The sequence below is a fragment of the Brevundimonas sp. GN22 genome (assembly GCF_054824005.1).
The window spans coordinates 1-21,493 of the sequence record NZ_JSYD01000069.1; the positions used below are offsets into that span (position 1 = coordinate 1).

The 21,493-nt window shown below is 61.5% G+C and carries 22 protein-coding genes and 1 pseudogene; 6 read left to right on the forward strand and 17 right to left on the reverse strand.

All coding sequences use genetic code 11. The features are described from left to right. From OB03_RS09750 to OB03_RS09760, 3 genes and pseudogenes are all read left to right on the forward strand, one after another. Positions 1–625, forward strand: a pseudogene (locus OB03_RS09750) (acyltransferase family protein); the annotation flags it as partial. Then, a complete protein-coding gene (locus tag OB03_RS09755) occupies positions 622–1,203 on the forward strand; it encodes a hypothetical protein (RefSeq protein WP_461344013.1) in 582 nt (193 codons plus the stop codon). The pseudogene OB03_RS09750 and the gene OB03_RS09755, both read left to right, overlap by 4 nt. Further along, positions 1,118–2,539, forward strand: a complete 1,422-nt coding sequence (locus OB03_RS09760; RefSeq protein ID WP_461344014.1) for an alkaline phosphatase PhoX — start codon at positions 1,118–1,120, stop codon at positions 2,537–2,539. The genes OB03_RS09755 and OB03_RS09760 overlap by 86 nt, the downstream gene beginning before the upstream one ends. Here the strand turns inward: OB03_RS09760 and hspQ are convergent, their stop codons facing one another. Beyond that, positions 2,540–2,890, reverse strand: a complete 351-nt coding sequence (gene hspQ / locus OB03_RS09765; protein WP_242913153.1) for a heat shock protein HspQ — start codon at positions 2,888–2,890, stop codon at positions 2,540–2,542. Between the two features lie 152 nt (positions 2,891–3,042). On the opposite strand from hspQ, the gene OB03_RS09770 reads away from it, so the two are divergent. Then, positions 3,043–4,158 carry a Ppx/GppA phosphatase family protein gene (locus OB03_RS09770; protein WP_242913152.1) on the forward strand — a complete coding sequence of 372 codons (1,116 nt, stop codon included), beginning with the start codon at positions 3,043–3,045 and terminating at the stop codon, positions 4,156–4,158. A 4-nt stretch (positions 4,159–4,162) separates the two neighbouring features. Here OB03_RS09770 and OB03_RS09775 read toward each other — a convergent pair whose 3' ends face one another. The 5 genes from OB03_RS09775 to gyrA all read right to left on the reverse strand — a co-directional run bounded on the left by OB03_RS09775 (position 4,163) and on the right by gyrA (position 10,114). Next, positions 4,163–5,023 (reverse strand): peptidylprolyl isomerase, encoded by an 861-nt coding sequence (locus tag OB03_RS09775; RefSeq protein WP_242913151.1) that lies wholly within the window; start codon positions 5,021–5,023, stop codon positions 4,163–4,165. A gap of 29 nt (positions 5,024–5,052) precedes the next feature. After that, positions 5,053–5,895, reverse strand: coding sequence for a peptidylprolyl isomerase (locus OB03_RS09780; protein ID WP_461344015.1), 843 nt, complete (start codon positions 5,893–5,895; stop codon positions 5,053–5,055). Between the two features lie 11 nt (positions 5,896–5,906). Next, complete coding sequence (gene coaD / locus OB03_RS09785) at positions 5,907–6,392, reverse strand: pantetheine-phosphate adenylyltransferase (RefSeq protein WP_242913150.1); 486 nt, start codon at positions 6,390–6,392, stop codon at positions 5,907–5,909. A 102-nt stretch (positions 6,393–6,494) separates the two neighbouring features. Beyond that, a complete protein-coding gene (locus tag OB03_RS09790) occupies positions 6,495–7,298 on the reverse strand; it encodes an aminotransferase class IV (protein ID WP_461344016.1) in 804 nt (267 codons plus the stop codon). Between the two features lie 5 nt (positions 7,299–7,303). Continuing rightward, complete coding sequence (gene gyrA / locus OB03_RS09795) at positions 7,304–10,114, reverse strand: DNA gyrase subunit A (RefSeq protein ID WP_461344017.1); 2,811 nt, start codon at positions 10,112–10,114, stop codon at positions 7,304–7,306. Between the two features lie 170 nt (positions 10,115–10,284). On the opposite strand from gyrA, the gene OB03_RS09800 reads away from it, so the two are divergent. After that, positions 10,285–10,827, forward strand: a complete 543-nt coding sequence (locus OB03_RS09800) for a superoxide dismutase family protein (protein ID WP_427846571.1) — start codon at positions 10,285–10,287, stop codon at positions 10,825–10,827. A 74-nt stretch (positions 10,828–10,901) separates the two neighbouring features. Here the strand turns inward: OB03_RS09800 and OB03_RS09805 are convergent, their stop codons facing one another. Beyond that, a complete protein-coding gene (locus OB03_RS09805) occupies positions 10,902–11,789 on the reverse strand; it encodes a DMT family transporter (RefSeq protein ID WP_242913146.1) in 888 nt (295 codons plus the stop codon). A 120-nt stretch (positions 11,790–11,909) separates the two neighbouring features. Here OB03_RS09805 and OB03_RS09810 point away from each other — a divergent pair, with 120 nt between their 5' ends. Further along, on the forward strand, positions 11,910–12,494 hold the full coding sequence (locus OB03_RS09810; RefSeq protein WP_461344018.1) for a nucleoside 2-deoxyribosyltransferase domain-containing protein: 585 nt from the start codon (positions 11,910–11,912) through the stop codon (positions 12,492–12,494). On the opposite strand, the gene OB03_RS09815 is transcribed toward OB03_RS09810, so the two are convergent. The 10 genes from OB03_RS09815 to OB03_RS09860 all read right to left on the reverse strand — a co-directional run. Further along, positions 12,491–12,955 (reverse strand): DUF2269 family protein, encoded by a 465-nt coding sequence (locus tag OB03_RS09815; RefSeq protein WP_461344019.1) that lies wholly within the window; start codon positions 12,953–12,955, stop codon positions 12,491–12,493. The two genes, OB03_RS09810 and OB03_RS09815, sit on opposite strands and share 4 nt — an antisense overlap. A gap of 3 nt (positions 12,956–12,958) precedes the next feature. Beyond that, positions 12,959–14,260 carry an SDR family oxidoreductase gene (locus OB03_RS09820; protein ID WP_461344020.1) on the reverse strand — a complete coding sequence of 434 codons (1,302 nt, stop codon included), beginning with the start codon at positions 14,258–14,260 and terminating at the stop codon, positions 12,959–12,961. A 26-nt stretch (positions 14,261–14,286) separates the two neighbouring features. Beyond that, a complete protein-coding gene (locus tag OB03_RS09825; protein ID WP_461344021.1) occupies positions 14,287–14,736 on the reverse strand; it encodes a thiol-disulfide oxidoreductase DCC family protein in 450 nt (149 codons plus the stop codon). A gap of 24 nt (positions 14,737–14,760) precedes the next feature. Continuing rightward, positions 14,761–15,261, reverse strand: coding sequence for a single-stranded DNA-binding protein (gene ssb, locus OB03_RS09830; protein WP_242913141.1), 501 nt, complete (start codon positions 15,259–15,261; stop codon positions 14,761–14,763). A 98-nt stretch (positions 15,262–15,359) separates the two neighbouring features. Beyond that, on the reverse strand, positions 15,360–15,782 hold the full coding sequence (locus tag OB03_RS09835; RefSeq protein WP_242913140.1) for a hypothetical protein: 423 nt from the start codon (positions 15,780–15,782) through the stop codon (positions 15,360–15,362). Then, the gene (locus OB03_RS09840; protein WP_242913139.1) at positions 15,782–16,450 is read right to left on the reverse strand and encodes a hypothetical protein; all 669 of its coding nucleotides are present in this window, start codon (positions 16,448–16,450) and stop codon (positions 15,782–15,784) included. The genes OB03_RS09835 and OB03_RS09840 overlap by 1 nt, the downstream gene beginning before the upstream one ends. Positions 16,451–16,523: 73 nt before the next feature. After that, on the reverse strand, positions 16,524–19,253 hold the full coding sequence (locus tag OB03_RS09845; protein WP_461344022.1) for an autotransporter outer membrane beta-barrel domain-containing protein: 2,730 nt from the start codon (positions 19,251–19,253) through the stop codon (positions 16,524–16,526). A 145-nt stretch (positions 19,254–19,398) separates the two neighbouring features. Continuing rightward, on the reverse strand, positions 19,399–20,217 hold the full coding sequence (locus OB03_RS09850; protein ID WP_242913137.1) for a flagellin: 819 nt from the start codon (positions 20,215–20,217) through the stop codon (positions 19,399–19,401). Between the two features lie 193 nt (positions 20,218–20,410). Then, positions 20,411–20,698, reverse strand: coding sequence for a flagellar protein FlaG (locus OB03_RS09855; protein WP_461344023.1), 288 nt, complete (start codon positions 20,696–20,698; stop codon positions 20,411–20,413). Between the two features lie 78 nt (positions 20,699–20,776). After that, positions 20,777–21,493: flagellin (locus OB03_RS09860; protein ID WP_461344024.1), on the reverse strand; the 717-nt coding region annotated here is incomplete at its 5' end.

Below are 21,493 nucleotides of genomic sequence, written 5' to 3' on the forward strand. Positions count from 1 at the left end.
GATACCCGTCATGGAGATCACCAGCCCATGGCGACTGACGCTGCTGTTTCTGGTCTCTGGCGCTGCTACGCGGTTGCTCTACGGGGCCTATCAACGTCAGGGTGCAGGTGCAGAAGAACGTCTGGCCGGATCACGACTGCTGCGACTAGGGCTGCCGCTGTTGTTCGGCATGGCCGTGATCGTTCCACCCCAAACCTATTTCGAAGTCGTCCAGCACGTCCGCAACAACGGATTGGCCGTAGACATCTACAACAACGCCCTGACCGCTGACTTCTGGCAGCGCTATTTGACGGCGAGTGGCCAGTGGTGCGACGAGAACGGTTGCATCATCACCCCGACCTGGAACCACCTGTGGTTTGTGACCTATGCCCTGTTCTACGGGTTGCTGGCGCCTCTGATCGTCGGGGGACTGAAGTCCCGAATGGCGGCAATCACCCGCGCCTTCGAACAGGTGTTTTCCAGCCCCGCCCTGCTGATCGTGCCCGTGATCGTTCTGGCCGCATTGCGACTGTGGCTGGCACCGCTGTTTCCAGCGACCCACAACTTCGTCATGGACCCTTATGTGCATGCCGTAAGCTTAGCGCCTATGTCTTTGGCTTTATGCTGGTCGGAGCGCCCAAGGTGACCCGGGCATTCGTTCGATATCGCCATCTGACGGCCGCCGCCGCCGTCCTCAGCGCTCTCGTCTGGTGCAGCTATGCCTGGGTGACCCGCGACGTCCCTGCCAGCGAGCCCGTACGTATGGCCATGCGCGTGGTCTACGCCGTGGATCAATGGGCCTTCATCGCCACCATTATGGGCTATGCCGCCCGCCACATCCACAGCACCACCCCGCTGATGAAGTATCTCGGCGGAGGTATCTTCACCTTCTACATCGTGCACCAGACGCTCATCGTCGTGGCCGCTGCTAATGTTGAGAAATTGAAACTTCCGCTGTTCGCCGAAATGGGCATTGTGTTGTTCATCACAGTGGGGGGATCGGTTTTGGCCTATGAAATTGCCAAGCGGATAGGTGCTCGGACTGCTCCTCGGTGTTTCCGCACCAAAGCGCGCCGTTTCACAGTCTGTACAAACCCCTGTCATACCCGTGTAACCCGTTCCCGACATGGACAGCCCTATGAACCAGTCCCGCCGCGCCTTTATGGTCTCCGCCACTGCCCTCGCCCTTGCCGGTTACGCCCAACGCGCCCATGCGCTGGCTGAAGGGTTTGTCGATGCCACCTTCTACAATGAGGTCTTTGGCTATGGCCCAATGGTCAAAGACCCCTACGGCCTGATCGACCTGCCCGAAGGCTTTAGCTATCGCGTTATCTCTCAGGTAGGCGAAACGATGAGCGACGGCCTGATGACGCCGGACAAGTTCGACGGCATGGCCTGTTTTCCAATGGACGACGACCGCGTCATTCTAGTGCGCAACCACGAGGTCGACCCGGACGAAATCAACCTCTCGGCGTGGGGGGCAACGCACCGTCTGGCCGACAATATCGACCGCTCGAAGGTCTATGGTGTCTATCCCGATCCGGACGGCGGCGTTTATCCGCTGGGCGGCGGTACGACCACGCTGGTCTATAACCTCAAGACCAAAAAGCTGGAGCGCAGCCACCTGTCGCTGGCGGGCACGGCCACCAACTGCGCGGGCGGCAAGACGCCGTGGGGATCGTGGCTGTCGTGCGAAGAGAGCGTTGCGGGCCTGAAACACGGCCTGCCACAAGACCACGGCTGGGTGTTCGAGGTGCCTGCGAATGCGACGGGACTAATTGATCCCAAGCCGATCAAGGCCATGGGCCGGTTCAAGCATGAAGCCGCCTGCATCGATCCGCGCACCGGCGTGGTCTATCTGACCGAAGACGTCGAGAACTCGCTCTTTTATCGCTATCTGCCGATAGATCCGCGCCATCTGGACAAGGGTGGTCGCCTGCAAGCGCTGATGATCGCCAATCAGCCCTCCGCCGACACCCGAAACTGGAACAGCCCCCTCTGGAAACAGGGCGGGAAGCTAGCAGTGCGCTGGGTCGATCTGGACGAGGTTGAAAGTCCGGAAGGCGACCTGAACCTGCGCGGTCACGCCAAGGGGGCCGCCCTGTTCGCACGAGGCGAAGGTCTGCACTGGGCCGACGACCATCTGTATTTCACCTGCACCTCGGGAGGCGTCGGCCGACACGGCCAGATCATGCGCTATGCCCCCTCCCCACGCGAAGGCGCGCAGGACGAGACGACACAACCGGGCCAGTTGGAGCTGTTCGTGGAATCTGCGGACCGCGCCGTGTTGGACTACATCGACAACATCACCATTGCCCCCAACGGCCACATCATCGGCTGCGAGGATCGCAAGGTCGGCACCAACCACATCAAGGGCGTTATGCCCGATGGGCGCATCTATACCCTAGCCCGCAACGCGGAACCGCACGAGGACGACGACAGCAGCAATGAATGGGCGGGCTGCTGCTTCTCGCCCGATGGTCAGACGATGTTCGTGAACCTGTATTCGCCAGGGGCGACGGTCGCCATCACCGGCCCGTGGGACCGTTTCCGCGTTTGATTATTGCAGCGCGTGAATACGCGGAGAGTGTCGGCCATTGGCATCGACGTTGAACAGGCGAAGTTGCTCCTGTTCGGTGATCGGCTCGACGCCCTCCGTCATCACGATCGATTCCTCGGCGGCATAGGCGATCAAAGTGCCTTCATCGCTGTCGATCATGATGGAATAGAACGGCTGCTCGGGGCTGACCGACCCGATTTCGTCGGGCGCGCCTTCGTATTGCGCATCAACGTCCAGCACCAAGCCATAGAAGGCGTGGTGGATATGGCGGACCTTTTGGCCCAGACCAAATCGAGCTGTGCGAGCGTTGATCATGCAATCGATACGCACCGGAAAGCCCTTCGGTTGCATTCAAATTGTCATTGTATGTGACTATTTGTAACGCTGTTCTAACAACCTAATCCGCAACACCACGCATAAGGGGCTTGGCCTCGGTCCCCTTGGCGGGCTAGGCTGATTGAGACGGGCGCCACTCTGGACCGCCCACATACCCAGTCGGCCCAATGCCGGAGACCAAAGGCGCGCCTCACGGCCGCGACTCACGGTCCCAGCCCGCTCGGCCCCGCCGTTCGAGCGATTCAAATCGCGATGCGCCGCTGTATGGCGCGTTGGATTTGGGGACCAATAATTGTCGCCTGCTTATCGCGCGTCCGTCGCGTGACGGCTTCCGCGTGGTCGATTCATTCAGCCGTATAGTGCGTCTTGGCGAAGGTCTTTCACGTACCGGAAAGCTCGACGACAAGGCGATGGAGCGAGCCTATGAGGCGCTGTCCCTCTGCGCCGAACGCATTGCCCGCCGTGGTCTGAAAGCCGAACATCTGGCCGCCGTTGCGACTCAAGCCTGTCGCGCCGCCGAAAACGGCGAGGCGTTCATCGAACGCGTCCGCCGTGGAACCGGCCTGCAACTTCGCATCATCGACCCCGCCGAAGAGGCCAGCCTTTCTGTGGCGGGCTGCATCAATCTGATCGACCCCACGTCCGAGGCGGTTTTGGTGATCGACGTAGGCGGTGGATCAACCGAGCTGTCTTGGATGCGCCGCACCGACGACAAGCTGGAAACCGTCGCATGGATGTCGGCCCCGCTGGGCGTTGTGACCCTTGCCGAACGCCATCCAGAGCCAAAAGGGTCTCCGGTTGAATGGTATGAGGCCATGGTCGCCGACGTGGCCGCAGCCATCGCTGCCGGTGCTCCGAACGATCCCGAATACCACGCCCTGTACAAACAAGGCCGCGCCCATATGGTGGGGACGTCGGGTGCGATCACCAGTCTTGCCGGTATCCATCTCGGCTTGCGCCGCTATCAGCGCGATCTGGTGGACGGCTTATGGATGACCCGCGCCGACTGCGAAGCGGCTGCTAATCGCCTGATCATTCTGGGTCCCGCAGGACGCGCGGCAGAGAACTGCATCGGGCCAGATCGCGCCGATCTGGTCTTGGCGGGCGCGGCCATCCTTGAAGCCGTGCAGCGGGCTTGGCCGTGCGATCGCGTACGCGTGGCCGACCGCGGATTACGTGAGGGGCTGCTGCTGACCTTGATGAGCGAAGCTGCACAACCCACCCGCAAACGCCGCCGTCGCCGGCGGCGCTCGAACAAGGGCGGGGCAAAGCCCGCCGCCTGATATCTTAGGCCGGATCCACGATCCGCATGGGTACGGGCACGTCGCAGACCGAGAACTCGGCCCCCTTCTGGCGCATAATATCAGCCACGGCGGCTTTAAACGCCTGCCCATCTGGACGCGCGCGATATACCTGCGGGCGCTCGGCTACGGCCATATCGGATGCCACCTGCACCCGCAGCATCAGGTCGGGGTTTTCCACCATTCCGCTGGGTAGCGCACCCGCGTTCAGGCTGTTGACCACGTCTTGCCCAGCCACCACGCGGCCCCAGACGGAATAGCGCCGCTCCAGCGTCGGGTAATAGTCGCGCATGAGGAAGAACTGGCTATTGGCGCTGTCGGGATCGTCGTCTCTCGCCATGCCTGCGACACCGGGGCAATAGACAGCCCAGGCCGTAGCTTTCCGGTCTTCGGAGTGGGTGAAGAAGCGATCGGGCTGGGTGACCATCGGCAGGCTGTTGTGCAAGCCGACCGGATAGCCTGCGGGGCTGACGAAGGGCGTGAACGCCGTGTCGGCACCCCGCCGGAAGGTGAACTCGGCCTTCAGATCAGGATGCGAACTTTCGCCCTCGCCTGTCCCCGTCGGGTCACCGGTTTGGGCCATAAACCCGTCAATGACGCGGTGCCATTTAACGTTGTTATAGAAGCCTTCGCGAGCCAGCAGACGCAGACGCTCGACATGGAGCGGAGCGACGTCCGGCGTCATCTCGATCCAAATCCGGCCTTTGGTGGTGTCGATCACCAGCAGGTTTTCGGGCGGAACCTGCTCGAAGTCAGCAGCCGACGGCGTATCAACTGCCGCCGAAGCGAGAGGGGCCAAACCGAACAACGCAGCGGCTGCTGCGACCAGAACCAATGCGGGCTTCATGACCCCTCCCCTTATGTTTTAGCGTGAAATCAGCGGGTGCCGATCTCCACCGGAATCTCGACGTCGCAGACGTCAAAGGCCGAACCGCGTGCGGTGCGGGCGGCCTCTACCGCCGCATTGAACACAGCCCCGCCAGCGACGGCAACGCGCACGTCGGGACGTTCGTTCTCTGGCAACTGCGAGGCGAGACGCGCACGGGTGATGGTGTCCGCACCTTCACCGACCGCGCCGTCGCTGCTGTCCGAGCCCTTCTTGAGCGCCTTGATCGCGTCCATTCCGCCAACCACGCGGCCAAGTACCGTATAGTTGCCGTCCAGCGCGTCATTCCGGGCAGTCATGAGGAAGAACTGGCTGTTGGCGCTGTTGGGCGAACCCGCGCGGGCCATGCCCGCCACACCGGCGCAGAACAGCGGAACAGCGGGCACCTTCATGTCCGCATTGATCATCATCTGGGCATCAGGCTGCGAAACCACGCCGACCGAGCCAACCATGCCGCGGTAGCCACCCATGGCGGTCGGAACCGCGACGAAACCGGCATCACGACCGCGGCGGAAGGAGAACTCGCCCGGAACGTCCGGCAGTTCACTACCACCCTCGCCGGTCCCCTTGGGATCACCGGTCTGGGCCATGAAGTCGGGAATCACGCGGTGGAATTTCAGGCCGTCGTAAAAGCCCGCAGTCGTCAGGGTGCGGATACGCTCGATGTGGGCAGGAGCCACGCGGGGCTCCAGTTCCACCATCACGCGGCCTTTGGACGTATCGATGATCCAAAGATTCTCGGGCGTAACCGTGCGCCAGTCTGCCGTTTGGGCCTGCGCTCCACCGACCAGCAAGGTCGACGCCGCGACCATCGAAATCACCAGATTTTTCATTCAGATATACCTCAGTCCTTGCGGACTTTATCCAGCACAGCCGCCGCAATCGTGGGGCTGACGAAGCTTTCGATGTTGCCACCAAGCACAGCGATTTCCTTCACGAGACGCGAAGCAATCGCCTGATGACGCGGATCAGCCATCAGAAACACTGTCTCGATCTCGCTGTTGAGGCGCTGGTTCATTGCCGTCATCTGGAATTCGTACTCGAAGTCCGCCACGGCACGCAGGCCACGCACGATGCAGTTCGCGTTCAGCTCTTCCGCGAAATGCATAAGCAGGCTCGAGAAGGGACGAACCTCGATGGTGCCGCCGAAATGCGCCACTTCCTCGCGCAGCATTTCCACGCGTTCATTGGTCGTGAACAACGGCCCCTTGGCGTCGTTTTGCGCCACGCCGATCACCAGTTTGTCGACCAGTTTGACAGCACGACCGATGATGTCGAGGTGGCCATTTGTGACCGGGTCGAAAGTGCCCGGATAGAGTCCAATACGCATAGGCTTCCCGAAGCCTCCCCAAGGGTAAGTTCGTAAGTCTTAGCAGGTGCGAAAAGTCAAAAATAGCGGAAACGGGACCGCTTCGTCCGGAAACCTGTTCGCCTACAGTAGCTGGACAGGCTGGCTAGTCCATGCATCGCGAAGCCGCTGGATCATTTGAGGATTTCCCGCGAACGCATGCGCATCGATACGGTCTATGCTGGCAGCGGGGGTTGCTGCATTGCACAGGAACGCCGCATCATAGGCCTTGAGGTCCGATAGGGTCACGACCTCTGAAGTTTGCGGAATGCCGGCTTGGTCCAGCCCCTTGACTATGAGCCGCCGGGTCACGCCGTCCAGCATGAGGCCGGTCGGCCATACGACAGTGTTGCCTCGCACAAAGCCGACATTCCAGAGCGTGCCCTCTAAAATCATGCCGACCTCGCCCGTCAGCAAGGCATCGTCAAAGCCTTCCAGCCGCGCCTGACGTCGGGCGTGGATAATGCCGGTCGTCCCCAGGTGTTTAAGGTGCGGCAATTCGCGAAGATGTCGGATCGAACGAACCGCCTGCCCGTCCGGCAGAGGCGACGAAGGGCCCGAAACCCAAACGCCAACCCTAAGGCCCTCGACGCTTTCCGGCGCGCGGAGTGACATGTCCGATCCAGTGACGGTCACACGGACCCAAGCTTGATCCAGCGCCTGAACTGCATGGGCTATCCATTTGACAGCCAACGACTTGTCCAGATCGCATGAAAAAAGCTCGCGGCATGAAGCCGCGAGCCTTTCCAAATGCATATCCAACCCGCGAACACCGCCTTGCGCGTAACCGAAGGAGGTCACGGCACCATAGTTTACGGCTGCCATTTGCAGCAGGTAGGCCTTGGTGGCCGGATGGCCGTCGACCCACAATCGCGGTTCGACAGCCATAAGGATCAGTCTTCCGACGCGTCCGTGGCCGAAGCCTCGACTGCCGGAACCTCCGTAGCGATGCCGTCGATGACTTCGCCTTCCCCCAGGTCGGCATCGTCCTCGCCCGAGCTTGGCAGGCGCTCGACCGAGACGACGCGCTCATCCTTGCCGGTGCGGAAGATCATCACGCCTTGCGAAGCGCGGCCGACGATGCGGACCTGCTCGACAGGGGTGCGGATCATCTGACCACCGTCGGTGACCAGCAGCAGGTCATCGGCAGCTTCCACAGGGAAGGCTGCAGCCAGACGCTTGCCAGCGCGACCGCCCAGACCGTGTGCGGTCAGACCCTGACCACCACGACCGGTCCGACGGTATTCGTAAGCCGACGAGCGCTTGCCCAGACCATTTTCGGAAACGGTGAGGATGAACTGCTCTGCAGCTTCGAGTTCGGCGAAACGCTCTGCCGACAGCTCGACAGAAGCTTCGACTTCGTCATCGGCCTCGGTCGGGGTGTTGTCTTCCTCGCCGTCCTCAGATGCCGCGCGGCGCTTGGCGTTAGCCAGTTTGACGTAGGTGGCGCGTTCTTCCGGCGTTGCGTCAACACGGCTAAGTACGGCCATGGAGATCACTTCGTCGCCGTCTTGCAGACGGATACCGCGCACGCCCGTGGAGTCGCGGCCCTTGAAGACGCGAACGTCGTCGGCCTTGAAGCGGATGGCACGGCCCAGAGCGGTCGTCAGCAGGATATCGTCTTCGGCATTACAGATGGCGACACCAACCATGTGGTCGCCTTCTTCCAGCTTCATGGCGATTTTGCCTGCGCGGTTCACGGTGGCGAAGTCGCTGAGCTTGTTACGACGCACGTCACCCGACTTAGTGGCGAACATGATGTCGTAGTCGCCCCACGTGCCTTCATCCTCCGGCAGCGGCAGCACGTTCATGATGCTGTCACCCGGCTCGATCGGCAGCAGGTTGACGAAGGCCTTGCCCTTGGACTGCGGCGTGCCCAGCGGCAGGCGCCACGTCTTGAGCTTATAGGCCTTGCCGTTGGTGGCGAAGAACAGAACCGGCGTGTGGGTCGAGGCCGAGAAGACGCCAGTGATGGCATCTTCGTCCTTCATGGACATGGCCGAACGGCCCTTACCGCCGCGATGTTGCGTACGGTAGGCGTTCAGCGCCACGCGCTTGACGTAGCCGGTGTGGGTGACGGTCACGACCATGTCCTCACGCGGGATCAGGTCTTCGTCTTCCATCTCGTGGTCGCCTTCACCGATAACGGTGCGACGCGGCACAGCGAACTGGTCCTTAACCGACAGCAGGTCTTCGCGGATGATGGCCAGCACGTGCTTGCGATCAGACAGGATTTCGAGGTGACCCGAGATCGTGCCTGCCAGCGTATTGGCTTCACCGAAGATATCGTCACGGCCCAGACCCGTCAGACGCGACAAGGTCAGCGCCAGAATGGCCTTGGCTTGCTCGTCGGTCAGGCGGATCAGACCGCCTTCAACCAGAACGGTGCGCGGGTCGGCGATCAGGTCGACCAGAGCCATCATGTCGCCGACGGGCCAAGCCTTGGCCTGCAGGCGTTCACGGGCTTCCGACGGATCAGCCGACGAGCGGATGATGTGGATCACTTCGTCGATGTTTGCGACGGCCACAGCCAGACCGACCAAGACGTGACCACGATCACGCGCCTTGTTCAGTTCGAACTTGATACGGCGAACGATGACTTCTTCGCGGAACTCGAGGAAGGCTTCCAGCAGCGAGCGCAGGCCCATCTGTTCCGGACGGCCATGGTTCAGCGCAAGCATGTTCACGCCGAACGACGACTGCAGCGCCGTGTAGCGGTAGAGCTGGTTCAGGATGACGTCGCCCGAAGCGTCGCGCTTCAGCTCGATGACCATGCGCATGCCGGTACGGTCGGATTCGTCGCGGACGTCGGCAATGCCTTCTAGACGCTTCTCGCGCACCATTTCGGCGATACGCTCGATCAGGGTCTGTTTGTTGACCTGATACGGAAGCTCGGTGATGACGATGGCTTCGCGATCCTTGCGGATCTCTTCGATCGAGGCCTTGCCGCGAACGATGACCGAGCCACGGCCGTCCCGCAGAGCGTTGCGCGGCGCGGTGCGGCCCATGATCTCGCCGCCGGTCGGGAAGTCCGGACCCGGAACGATATCCAGCAGGGCTTCGTCCGACACGTTCGGATCATCCAGCAGGACGACAGCAGCATCGATCACTTCGCCCAGGTTGTGCGGCGGGATGTTGGTCGCCATGCCGACGGCGATACCGCCCGCGCCGTTAACCAGTAGGTTCGGGATACGCGCCGGAAGAACGGCAGGTTCGAGTTCTTTTTCGTCGTAGTTCGGCTGGAAATCGACAGTGTCTTTGTCGATATCGGTCAGCATCGCCACGGCGGCGTGGGTCATGCGTGCTTCGGTGTAACGCATCGAAGCCGGCATATCGCCGTCGACCGAGCCGAAGTTACCCTGACCATCCACGAGCGTGAGGCCCATGGAGAAATCCTGCGCCATACGCACCAGCGCCATGTAGACCGACGAGTCACCATGGGGGTGGAAGCGGCCCAGCACGTCACCGACAACACGCGCGCACTTCGAATAGGCGCGGTCTGGCGACATGTTCAGGTCGTACATCGAATACAGGATGCGACGGTGAACAGGCTTCAGGCCGTCACGGGCGTCAGGCAATGCACGGCTGACGATAACGCTCATGGCATAGTCGAGGTACGAGCGTTTCAGCTCATTCTCGATAGTGATCGTTGCGATATCGCCGGAAGACGCTGGTGCGCCGTTTTGGTAACTGTCGTCGGTCAATGAAATCAGGCTTTAAATGGCCGGAATCGGAACGTGATCCGCTAGGGTCGGTTTCTAGCACTCTAGGCCCGTTGTGGCAAAAGCTGCGAGGGGCCAAAATGCCGATAGCAACAGGAAGAATGACAATGAAAAAAACTGCCATCGCCATCGCCGCCAGCGGCATCCTGACCATGACGATCGGCTGCGCTGCGGTCGCACAGGACCATAGCCATGCTGGTCATGCTGCACAGGCCGCACAAACCGCGCCGAGCGCGTCGGAAATGCTGGTTCACCTGCTGAACAATCAAGGTCAGGCCGCCGGCCATGTGCAACTGAAACAAGGCGCATCGGGCGTTTTGATGATCGTAGAGGCCGAAGGCCTGACGCCGGGTTGGCACGGCATCCACCTGCACGCCACCGGCCAGTGCGAAGCGCCTTTCACCTCCGCCGGTGCCCATATCAACCATGCCGACCCCAAGGTGCCGCATGGCCTGCTTAATCCGGCCGGTCCGGATGATGGCGATCTGCCGAACATCTATGCCGACGCCAATGGTGTGGCCAAGGCCGAACTGTTCACCAGCAAGGCCCGCCTGATCGACGGTGCCCCGGGGCAGCCGCTGCTGGACGCCGATGGCTCGGCGATCGTGATTCACGCCAACCGCGACGACCACACCAGCCAACCCATTGGCGGCGCAGGTGACCGCGTGGCTTGCGCGGTGATCAAGGCCAACTAACCCAGCGCTCAACGACGCAAAAGGGGCGGACCACTCAAATGGTCCGCCCCTTTTTTCATTCCATTTCGGCGTGATTACCTCGCTGCACCGACACGCAGGTTTCGTTCGGCCAGCGACACAACGATCACCCCTACAAGCGTCAAAGCAGCGCCGACCACGATCTGGCCGGTCAGCAAGTCGTCCATGAACAACCAGCCCATCAGCACAGACACCACGGTCGAACCCAGCAGGTAGGGCGTAACCCGCCCGGCCTCGCGGCGTTGGACCAGCCAGAACAGCAAGCTGGTGGCCATAACCGACGACAACAGGCCCGCCCACACAATCGACGCCCAGACCAGCGGGGGTGCGGCCTTCAAACCCTCGAGCTGCCCCGTCTCAAACACGAACGAGCCCAGCGCCATCGTCGGCAAGGCAGTCAGCGCGAGGATCCCTTGCATCTTCAACGGCGGGACCTTCGTGGTACGACGCGCAATCACCGTCACCAGCGCCCAGACCGCCGCGGCCAGGATGCCGAACACAATGGCTTCCCAGTCATGCAGCGCATGCGGGTCCGCTGTCATCCATGCCACGCCAATAAAGGCGATAATCATCCCCACGACAGCCGGCCATTTCAGCCGCTCGCCCAATAGCAAGAAGGCGAACATGGAAGTGAACGGTATCCACATCTGTGTGGCCACGGATACCGGACTGACGTCCTGCGCCAGAGAGAAGGCGTAATAGACCAGACCGTAGTGCACCGCACCGCCGAGGAATGCGATTGTCAGCATCGCCTTCCAGTTCGGAAACGGCGGGCGCACGAACGGCAACAAGCAAACCGCAGCAATGGCAAAGCGCAGCCCCGCGACCATCAGCGGGGGCATATATTCCGTCGCCAGTTTCGCGGCGGCGTTGTTCACGCCCCAGATGACCACAATGGCCAGGATGGCGCCGATTTCCAGTGGGGTAAGCTTTTGATCGGTCATTTCCCCACAGGCCATGCCATAGGGCGTGTGCTTTGGCTTCTCACGATATTTGTCAGCGTGTTTCGGTAATCTGCGACACGCGCTAATAGAGCCCGTTCCAGTGGCTTACGCGAGATTCCCATGTCCCCTGCTTCGATAAAACTGCGCCGTATGGCCTGCGCTATGGGTGCAGCCTTTGCGATGTCGGCATTTGCCGGTGAAGGCCTCGCGGAGCCGGTTCTGGTGACGTCTCCCTCGCCTCTTCCGCTGGACCACAACCTGCCGCGCGTGTTCATGGGCGGCAGCATCGACATGGGCGGCGCGCCAGACTGGCAGGCCGCCATGACCCGCGCGCTGTCGGATATGGATGTGGTGATCTTGAACCCGCGTCGTCCGGACTGGAACCCTGCGTGGAAGCCCGAAGCGTCCGAGCCGGAGTTCCGCCGTCAGGTGGAATGGGAACTGGCCGCACTGGAAGCCAGCGACGTCATCGTCATGTATTTCGCGCCCGGCACCCAAAGCCCGATCAGCCTGCTGGAAATGGGCCTGCACGCTCGTGGCGGAAAGCTGATCGTGCTGGCCCCCGATGGCTTCTGGCGAAAGGGCAATGTCGACATCACCGCCGAGGCCTATGGCGTGCGTCAGGTCCGGACGATGGAAGAGCTGACCCTTGCTGTGCGCGAAGCCTTGGCAGAAGCCGCGACAAAGGGGCGCTTCGCCCGCTAGAACACGGGCTTGGCGACCATCAGCCAATAGATGCCGATTACCCCTGCAAAGGCGGGCCATCTGAGGATGAACCATGTCCGGAACAGGCGGTGATAGCGCTCGGGCAAAGGTAGCCCATCAGCAGCGGCAGCCGTTGCCAGTTTGGCCATCTGCATCTGGATCCACACCACCGGAAGCCAGCAAACGCCCACCAGCGCATAGAGCGCATAGGCCGCGACCAGCCACGGCTCGAACAGGCCATATCCCTGAAGATGGATGAGGCCCAGCCCGCTGATGGGCTGAACCACCACAGCAGACGCGGTAAACAGGAAGTCTACCAGCACGACGATGGCACCGACCGAGGCGACCGTGGCCGCGTCCTTGGTCAGGTGGGCGCGAACCATGAAGAAGGCGATGCCCGCGCCCGTGCCGAACAGGACGGCACCGGACATGATGTGAATGATCTTCAGCAGCTCATACATGGATCAGCGCCTCGCATCCGTGGCAGCCACAAACAGGCACAACGCCATCATCGGCAGAACTTTGAGCCACGGCCCCAAGGGGTTGAACCAGTAGTGCGGCAGCAAGACCGTGGCGGCGATCAGATAACCGACTGTGGCGAGGAACATCATCGTCGCTACCCGTGCCGTCCAGGGCCTGACGAACAAGGCCAGCCCCAGTACGACATCCAGCAGAGCACCGAACCAAACAATCGGCCACGCCCATCTCGCCGCGGCGGACTCGCGGATAATAGCCAAGGATTGTTCCCACCCTGCCGTATAGCTGATCACGCCAGTGAGCAGCCAGAACAGCCCGAGGGTGAGGATTGCAATAGGCCGGACCGTCCACAGCCTTGCATGCCAAACGTCCTGAACGCCCGCAGGATTTTGCGAAAGGAAACGGCCAAACCCGGTGGCACGGATACCCAGCCGCTCGGCCCAGTCGTTGTCCTGCCCTGCGGCCCCGTAATCCAGTTGCTTCATCGAAGTGGTGCGCAGAGGGGACGGCCAACCCAGCCGCCCCAGAACATCGCCCACCATAATGGCCGGCGCAGCCATCCAGCGCGGAACGCGCACGACAGGTGCGGGCTTTAACCCCAGCCACCCGCGATAAAGCGCAAGTGTCTGGGTCATCGTCACAGTCTCGGGACCGGCGATGTCCACGATCTCGCGATTGATTATAGGCGTGGACGCCAGACGGACCACTACCTCTGCCAGATCGGAAAGCGGAACGGGTTTGAACTTTTGATCGCCCCCGACAACAGGCATCGCCAGCGGCATGGCCGCCAGCGCGCGGAGAAAGCCTGTCCCTCCGAATGCCGCACGATCCACCACCAGTGACGGTCGCAAGATCACCCAGTCCAGTTCCGAGGCCATCACCATGGCCTCCGTTTCGGCCTTGGAGGTTGCGTATTCCGTACCAGCGGCCGCGTCTGCTCCGACAGCGGACAGGTGGATAAGACGGCGAACGCCGGCGGCCTCGCACGCAGCGATCAAGGCGCGGGGCCCCTCGACGTGGGCGATGCGGTTGCTGTCTTTACCGCCGTCCTGCAGCACGCCGACGCAGTTCACCACCGCCTCGACATCTTCCAACAAGGGTGCCCACGCTTGGGGTGTCGTCAGTGCGTGAAAATCGGCCTTCACCCACTCGAAATGCGGGGCCCGCAGTCCGGCCGAGAGGGGGTTACGCGCCCCCGCCCTGACCTGCCAACCAAACGACGACAGGGCGGCGGCTATGCGCGAACCAATGAAACCATTGGGCCCCAACACCAAGATACGCTTGGACATACAGTCTCCCCCGAAACTTTGATCAATCAGCCGATTACGCGGTCGGAAACATCGACGCCGGTCGGTGGCATGGCACACCATGCCTCTCCCCTGAACTTGCGTCGGTTCCTCGCCAGCCACGTATAGGCCCGGTCACGCACCGGACGCGGCACGAGCCACGCCAGAACACCCAGCCGATACGGAAGCGGCAGCCCCGCCGCCAAGCGGATCACCCCGTCAGACATGCCAACAGCTTTGCCGTCCTCGATCACCAGCATGGTCGCCGGGTCATCGACGTCCAGACCATAGTGATCCAGCAGGGCTCGCCCCAGCGGCGACTGCGTGGGCAATAAACGAAAACGCGGACCATGCTTGAGCAAGGTCCGCGCAGAATGTGAGCAGAGAGCGCAATCGCCATCAAACAGGACCACCGGCCGGTCGTCCGGAAAGGACGGGACGGTAGGGTCGTCGCGATAGCTATACGCTCTCTGCGTCATATGTTTTTGGCCGAAGCCTTTGACTTAGAACGGGATGTCGTCGTTCAGGTCATAGCTTTCCTTCGGACCCGACGGACGGTTTGCACCGCCGGTCGAGAAGCCCGACGAGTAGTCGTCGTCATTACGACCGCCGCCTTGGCCACCACCGTAGCCGCCGCCCGAGCCGCCTTCCGAACGACCGCCCAGCATGGTCAGGGTGCCATTGAAGCGCTGAAGGACGATTTCGGTCGAGTATTTCTCGACGCCCTGGGCGTCGGTATATTTGCGGGTCTGCAGCGAGCCTTCGACGTAAACGGTCGAGCCCTTCTTCAGATACTGCTCGGCCACTTTGACGATGTTCTCGTTGAAGATGACCACCGAGTGCCACTCGGTCTTTTCCTTGCGCTCGCCGGTGGCCTTGTCGCGCCAGGTTTCCGAGGTCGCGATGCGCAGGTTAGCGACGCGGTCGCCCGAGTTCAGGGTGCGGATTTCCGGATCGCGTCCCAGATTGCCGACCAGAATAACCTTGTTGACGCTGCCCGCCATGACCGATGTCCTTTTGTTCTTTTAGCCCGCCATTCTGCAAGCAGTTGGCGGAATGTTCCATTTATGTTCCGATTTCGCAACCGGAAATGTCGTGTTCGTTAGGGAGCGATTGCAATCGGCCGCCCGTCGATCTCGCGCTGAATTGCACCGGGAATGGCGAGTCGTCCATCGCCCGTGCGTGTCAGGGCAAAGAAACGCGGTCCGGTCAGCGATTTGCTCATCTTCACGCCCTGACGGTCGATGAAAATAAACTGGCCTTGATAGGCCCCGATCAGATCGTTGTTCGAGCCGCCCATGCGCAGGAATTTAATCCGCAGCTCTTCCAGACGCGCCGCGCAGAACTCGATCTGCGGCTGGTCCCGAGCGACGACGTTGAAACGGATGCCGTTCTTCTGGGTCGCGTCATCGCCCAGATGGTAGCAGATGCCTGCATCCATCGGAGCCTCGACCGGCTTTTCGCAGGCCGAAAGGCCCAAAGCGGACACAGCAGCCAGAAGGCCAACTTTAACGAAAGAGCGCATTACAGCCTCGGGAACTGGCATTGGCGGTTTTGTTCGGTGAAGGTGCGGAAGCTGGCGTTGTCGTTCGAGCTTTCGACACGTCGCGGGACCAGTCGCAGCGTCACATCATTCCAGCGACCGTATTGAGCTTCGCCCGGCGTGCGAACGCAAACACCGGCGTACAGCGCCTTGACGCAGTCCGCCTGACTTAGCCCCTGCCCCACCTGACGCCACTCGTTACCGACATGGCGCAGGCACACGCCATCGGTCGAAGCGTTGGTGACAGCCGGTGCCGTAGTGGTCGACGGGCGCTCGGGCTTGGGCTGAACATCGACGACCGGCTCTCTGGGCGGCGGCGCGAATGAAGCGGTCGGAGCTGCGGCCAAGGCGCCGGTTGCATCCAGACCGACATCCAGCGTGTCTTTGGCCACGCCATTGCGCTGGGCGCAGTTGGCCAAGGTCGCCATGCCGACAAACTGGCCACCGACATAGCAGCGCAGTTCGCGGGTCGCTTCCAGCGCAGGCGCTTCGGCCAGATCGATCTTGAGACCGCCCTCTGCAGCCGGAGGCTTAACATTCGGGTCGTTCGGTTTACCCGCGCCGAACATGAGGGCGGCACCGGCACCTGCCAGTACGGCAACGCCTACGCCCACAAGCACGATCGTGCGGGTATCTTTTGGAAAAGCCATGCGGCCCTCTACGCGATTAATGGCTTCAATAACCCCGCAGAAGACACTCGCGTCAACTAAAGCCTTGCGAAGCTTAGCTCGTTAGACGCGCCAAAGCGGCCTGATAGTTGGCAATCTGGTTTGACCAGTACGGCGAAGCGGTGCCGGTATTGGTGTTCTTGCTGGCGTTAAGCATGGTCGGGCTCATGGCGCGATAGGCTTCGCGGACGGCGCGCAGGGCCGACTGGACATAGTCCCGCGCACGCAGAGCAGCGTCGGCAGATGACAGGTTTAGCGATGGCGGCAGTTCGATCCCCACCGTTTTTCTCTTGTCGTCACCCTTGCCGATGAAACCCGCGGAAATGCCCAGACCGGCCAGTGCGTCCCGCCCTGTCTCGCCACCCGATATCAGCGCGCCCTCGCGGTTGTCAGCATTGGTGATAGTCAGATACTGACCCCCGCCTGCCAGCACGCGGTTGTTTGCGTCATCTGAGCTGCCTTTGTCGCGCTCGGTCGAGACGGTCACCTTTAAATGGCGGCCCGATGCCGTCTCGATTTTCGTCGCCAGGGTTTGCAGCGTGTCCTTGGCGTCGATGGTGACGGCGGTTTTGCGCCCGGTGTTCAGGTTGGTCACATAGAAACGATCGCCCGCCCGGAGCGCGGTGGAATCCACAAGCTTTTGCGAAACGTCCTGAACAAGTTCGCCACTGGGAAGGCCCAGTTTGTCCAGTACGCTGGTCCCTGTTTGCGAGACTGCCAGAGCCATCGGCTTGGCCTGTTGTTTCTCGCCCGTCCACGTACGATTCCAGTCGACCGTTCCCGTCTCGGCATCGATCTTGGCCAGATAGGCGATGTGGGGATCGCTGTCTTTTGCGGTCTTGTCGCGGTCCCACGTCCCGGTCACCCACACATCGCCGTCGATGATCTTTACGTCCGCAGCCGAGTCTTCGCCCGCGCCGCCGTAATAGGTCAGGCGATCAGCCCCTGAGGCCGCGAGGTCTGTCGACAGGCTGGCGACGAAGACGTCTGTTCCACCGGCATGGGCACGGTTGATGGTGCCAGCATCAAGGCTGCCGTTCTTGGTGGCCCCCGAGACGATAAGCTTGCCGTTCGACACCGCGATACCGGCCACTTCGCCACCAATCGCAGCGCCTAGATTTCGGGTCGACAACAGTTCGGGCGCACCACCTGTTCCGATACGGAACTGGCGAACAACGAAGCTGCCGTTCTCGACGCCGGCCGTATAGAGGTTGTTCCCGTCCACAGTCATGGCCTGAACGTTGTCATCGCCAATGGTGCCGAACTGGGTAGTGCCCAATGCGGTGGCGGTGACGGGTCCGTTCGGCGTGGCTTGCGAGACCCCGAAGGTCTGGACGTAGCTGTCCCAGCCGCCCGCGGCAGAGGCCCCAGGCATAGCCGACTGGGCCCGTCCGGAAACATACACGCGGCCATCGGCTCCGAACGAGACGGTTGTCGCCTCGTCCGCCGCCTTGGCACCGCGCGATTGGGTCCATTGCTCGACGCCCTTGTCGTCAAACACGGTCACGAAGCTGTCGCTCAGTGAGACATTGGCAACCGTCTGGCCCGGAACAAGGCCACCGGTGACGGAACCGGCCACAGCAACCCGACCATCATCGGCCACAGAGATTGCATAACCGGCAGCCGACGAGGCGGCACCCAGCCCGCGACTGACAACGACCTGCCCTGCCGAATCCAGTTTCATCAGCACGACATCAGACTGCCCGCGCACACTGTGCCCGTTAACGTCGTCCGTGACGTCGGCAACGATCCATGTGCCCCCGTCCGCCGCCGCCGCTGAGGCGCGCACGGTCGAGATACCTTTTGGCAGGGATGACTGGTCGATACGGCCGTCGACCCAGTTGGTCTCGCCGATACCCGGACTGCCGCCCGCCATACCCGAGGGATCGAACTTCAAGGCCTGAACTGCATTGGTTACGCCAAACCCCTGAATGACGCTGACCGAAGTGCCGGTATTCACCGCGCTGAAGCCGACCGTCTCGGTCGAGCTTCCTGTAACGGTCATGCCCCAAGAACTGGTTGTGGACGGCAAGGTTATGGTCTTGCTGCCGACTGTCATAGTCTTGGGCTCGCCGGGGATTTCCTGACGCGAGAAGCGCGTCTCGACGCCTGCGGCTTCAAGCTTGCTATTGATATGGCCAACCACCGCATCAAGCGTGCGGGGGGTATCGCCCATCTGGCCCAGATCGATGGCAATCGACTGGGTACCCGACGCAGTCCGGATGCTGATATTGAAGCGAACGTCGCCCTGATAGGCGGCGACCGGCTCGGTCAGGCTTCCGCTGTGTATCGTCCCCGTCTTATAGACGTGGTTGTCCTTGGGGATGACCGTCGTGCTCTGCGAGCGGGTCGAGGACACGCCGTTCACCAGCCGAACAGTGTCCACTTCCGAACCCGCAGTGGCGAGGTAGTTGGAGATTTCCTTCAGACCGGCATCAAACCGCTTTTGCAGGTTGGCGGCTTCGGTCTTGGAAATACCCTTCTCCATGCCTCGCAGGGCTAGTGCCTCCAGCATCTGAAGGCCGGTATGCATCGAGAAGAGGGTTTTGTATTCGCTCGAATTCTTAGTGCGCAGATCGAGCTTGTTCGCACCTTCATCAATGAAGCGGCTGCTGCCAACAGCCTTGCGCAAAAGCTCGGACGCCGTCGGCTGCTTGCTGGCGCTCGAAGTGCTCCAAGGGGCAGTCGGCTGTGCCTTTACGGCAGACGCAGATGTGCCGGAGGTGCCGATACCGTATGGATCGCCCCCGTACAGACCCAACAGGTAACTGTTGTTGACCCGCATCTGCGCAAACTCCCTAGCCCTAGCTTTACAGTATTCGCGGCGCGAAATCGTTAACTCGCGGACGTTTTTCCAGCGCACACGCCAGACGCAAAAGCGCCGGCCGCGACATGTCGGGCCGGCGCTTGAGGAAAGTCGTTTTCGGGGATTAGCCCTGGAACAGCGACAGGATCGACTGCGGTGCCTGGTTGGCGATCGACAGAGCCGAGGTACCCAGTTGTTGCTGGACCTGCAGCGCCTGCAGACGGGCGCTTTCCTTGGCCAGATCGGCGTCGACCAGGTTACCGACACCCACTTCCAGCGAGTCCATCAGCTTGCCAACGAAGGTGGTGTGACGCTCGATCTGCTTGGCTTGGGCACCCAACTCGGCCAGCTTTTCGCTGGACGTCGCCAGTGCGTCGGTCACTGCGGTAAGCGCCGTCGCGGGATCGGTCGTGAGATCCAGACCGGACAGGCCCAGTGCATCGGCATCCAGCGCTTGTGGCGTCAGGGCGATGGTCTCACCACCATCGGCGCTGGCGATGAATTCGAGGTCGGCGGTCAGAGAGTTGTCGAGGATGTTCTTGCCATCGAAGGTCGCGTTCTTGGCAAACGACGTGAGCGACGCCACCAGCGTCTGGAACTCGTCGTTATAAGCCTTCTTCGAGGCGTCCGAAGCCGAAGGGTCCGAGGCAGCAACTGCCTTTTGCTTCAGTTCGGTGATGATGTCCGAGATTTGCGAACCGGCTGCCAAAGCGACGTCGGCGATCGAGGTTGCGCGGTTGAGGCTGGTTTTAACAGCTTCCAGCGAAGACGTGTCGGCGCGCTGGTTCTGGGCGATAGCCCAGGTCGCGGCGTTGTCTTTTGCGCCTTGCACCTTCAAGCCCGTGCTGACGCGGTTTTGGACCGCACCCAGCTTGCTGTTGGTGGAGTTGAGGTTTTGCAGCGCAATCAGCGCCGAGCTATTTGTATGAACGCTTGTGGTCATGGCTTTAAGCCCCCGGACTTTCTGTACCGCTTACCTCATTAACCATGACTCATGAGCGTATGGTTAACGCCATGAAAACCACGATTACGCCTGCCGGAGCGATTCCGGAGGCGCTGGAAAGTAGACCGACAGTGTCCGGCGGGGTCAAGGCGACCGCTGAATTTCAATCAGCAGGCGAACCCCGGACCACGGTTTAAGCCGAGGTTTTGACCAGCCCGCCCTGTTTGTAGCTAGGATCGGTGATCATCTTCTCGACATGCTCGTTGGGGAGCTGGCGAATGACCTCACCGGTGTTGGTATCCAACACCTTATAAACAAAGCGGTGGGATGAGACCGGCTCGATGACAAGTCGCTGTTGGCCCAAAGCCTCAGCAGATTGTGCCGAGCTCTGCGATGCCGATGCGGGTGCCACCGCATCATTGCGGGGTGGCTCGGTCAGTGCGTTTCCTACGCTGCTGATAGCGGAGATATTGTCTGCCATATCTGTTCGCGCGTTTTGCGCGTCCTTTCCGTTCTAGTGATCGAGACGGGCAGGTTTCCCTGCCCGTCCCCATCAGGGTTATCGGAACAGGCCGAGGAGCATGCTGCTCGACGAGTTCGCAATCGACAGCGCCTGCACACCCAGCTGCTGCTTGGTTTGCAGAGCCGTCAGCTTGGCGCTTTCCTTAGCCAGGTCAGCGTCAACCAGGTTGCCGATACCGGCTTCCAGCGAGTCCTGCATCTTGCCGACGAAGGTCATCTGGCGATCCAGCGACTTCGACTTGGTGCCGAGGTCCGCGAGGGTCGAGGTAAAGGTGTTCAGCGCGGTTTCGACGTTGGCGGCGGTATAGGCCGTCTTCTTCGCCGCGTTGTCGGCCGGAGCGGTCCAGCCACCCGTGCCGTCTGCGGTACCGCCAAACACCAGCGAGGCCGACGACGCGGTGCCGCTCGCAGCCTTCAGCTCGAACTTGTTGTTCGCCGAAGCCGTGTTGATGGTGACCGAGATAGCGTCGGTGTTAGCCTTGAACAGGTTCACACCGTCGAAGGTCGCGCCAGCCAGAGCCGTGTGAACTTCTTTCGCCAGAGCGTCGAAGTCCGCCATCAGCTTGGTTTCGGTGTCCGAGTCCGCCACAGCGTCCTGGATCGAAACGGCGAGGCTCTTCATTTCGGTCAGGGCGTCGACGACGGTTTCACCCGCAGCCAAAGCCACGTCCACGATCGACTGACCGCGTTGCAGCGATTGCTTCACTGCGTCCTGTGCGCCCATTTCAGCGCGCTGCGACGTTGCAATCGCGAA

Excerpts from the sequence above, each read along its gene's own strand:
- OB03_RS09760 (WP_461344014.1), top strand. The coding sequence starts at position 1,118 with ATGAACCAGTCCCGCCGCGCCTTTATGGTCTCCGCCACTGCCCTCGCC.
- hspQ (WP_242913153.1), bottom strand. The coding sequence starts at position 2,890 with ATGCAACCGAAGGGCTTTCCGGTGCGTATCGATTGCATGATCAACGCT.
- OB03_RS09770 (WP_242913152.1), top strand. The coding sequence starts at position 3,043 with ATGCCGGAGACCAAAGGCGCGCCTCACGGCCGCGACTCACGGTCCCAG.
- OB03_RS09775 (WP_242913151.1), bottom strand. The coding sequence starts at position 5,023 with ATGAAGCCCGCATTGGTTCTGGTCGCAGCAGCCGCTGCGTTGTTCGGT.
- OB03_RS09780 (WP_461344015.1), bottom strand. The coding sequence starts at position 5,895 with ATGAAAAATCTGGTGATTTCGATGGTCGCGGCGTCGACCTTGCTGGTC.
- coaD (WP_242913150.1), bottom strand. The coding sequence starts at position 6,392 with ATGCGTATTGGACTCTATCCGGGCACTTTCGACCCGGTCACAAATGGC.
- OB03_RS09790 (WP_461344016.1), bottom strand. The coding sequence starts at position 7,298 with ATGGCTGTCGAACCGCGATTGTGGGTCGACGGCCATCCGGCCACCAAG.
- OB03_RS09800 (WP_427846571.1), top strand. The coding sequence starts at position 10,285 with ATGACGATCGGCTGCGCTGCGGTCGCACAGGACCATAGCCATGCTGGT.
- OB03_RS09805 (WP_242913146.1), bottom strand. The coding sequence starts at position 11,789 with ATGACCGATCAAAAGCTTACCCCACTGGAAATCGGCGCCATCCTGGCC.
- OB03_RS09810 (WP_461344018.1), top strand. The coding sequence starts at position 11,910 with ATGTCCCCTGCTTCGATAAAACTGCGCCGTATGGCCTGCGCTATGGGT.
- OB03_RS09815 (WP_461344019.1), bottom strand. The coding sequence starts at position 12,955 with ATGTATGAGCTGCTGAAGATCATTCACATCATGTCCGGTGCCGTCCTG.
- OB03_RS09820 (WP_461344020.1), bottom strand. The coding sequence starts at position 14,260 with ATGTCCAAGCGTATCTTGGTGTTGGGGCCCAATGGTTTCATTGGTTCG.
- OB03_RS09825 (WP_461344021.1), bottom strand. The coding sequence starts at position 14,736 with ATGACGCAGAGAGCGTATAGCTATCGCGACGACCCTACCGTCCCGTCC.
- ssb (WP_242913141.1), bottom strand. The coding sequence starts at position 15,261 with ATGGCGGGCAGCGTCAACAAGGTTATTCTGGTCGGCAATCTGGGACGC.
- OB03_RS09835 (WP_242913140.1), bottom strand. The coding sequence starts at position 15,782 with ATGCGCTCTTTCGTTAAAGTTGGCCTTCTGGCTGCTGTGTCCGCTTTG.
- OB03_RS09840 (WP_242913139.1), bottom strand. The coding sequence starts at position 16,450 with ATGGCTTTTCCAAAAGATACCCGCACGATCGTGCTTGTGGGCGTAGGC.
- OB03_RS09845 (WP_461344022.1), bottom strand. The coding sequence starts at position 19,253 with ATGCGGGTCAACAACAGTTACCTGTTGGGTCTGTACGGGGGCGATCCA.
- OB03_RS09850 (WP_242913137.1), bottom strand. The coding sequence starts at position 20,217 with ATGACCACAAGCGTTCATACAAATAGCTCGGCGCTGATTGCGCTGCAA.
- OB03_RS09855 (WP_461344023.1), bottom strand. The coding sequence starts at position 20,698 with ATGGCAGACAATATCTCCGCTATCAGCAGCGTAGGAAACGCACTGACC.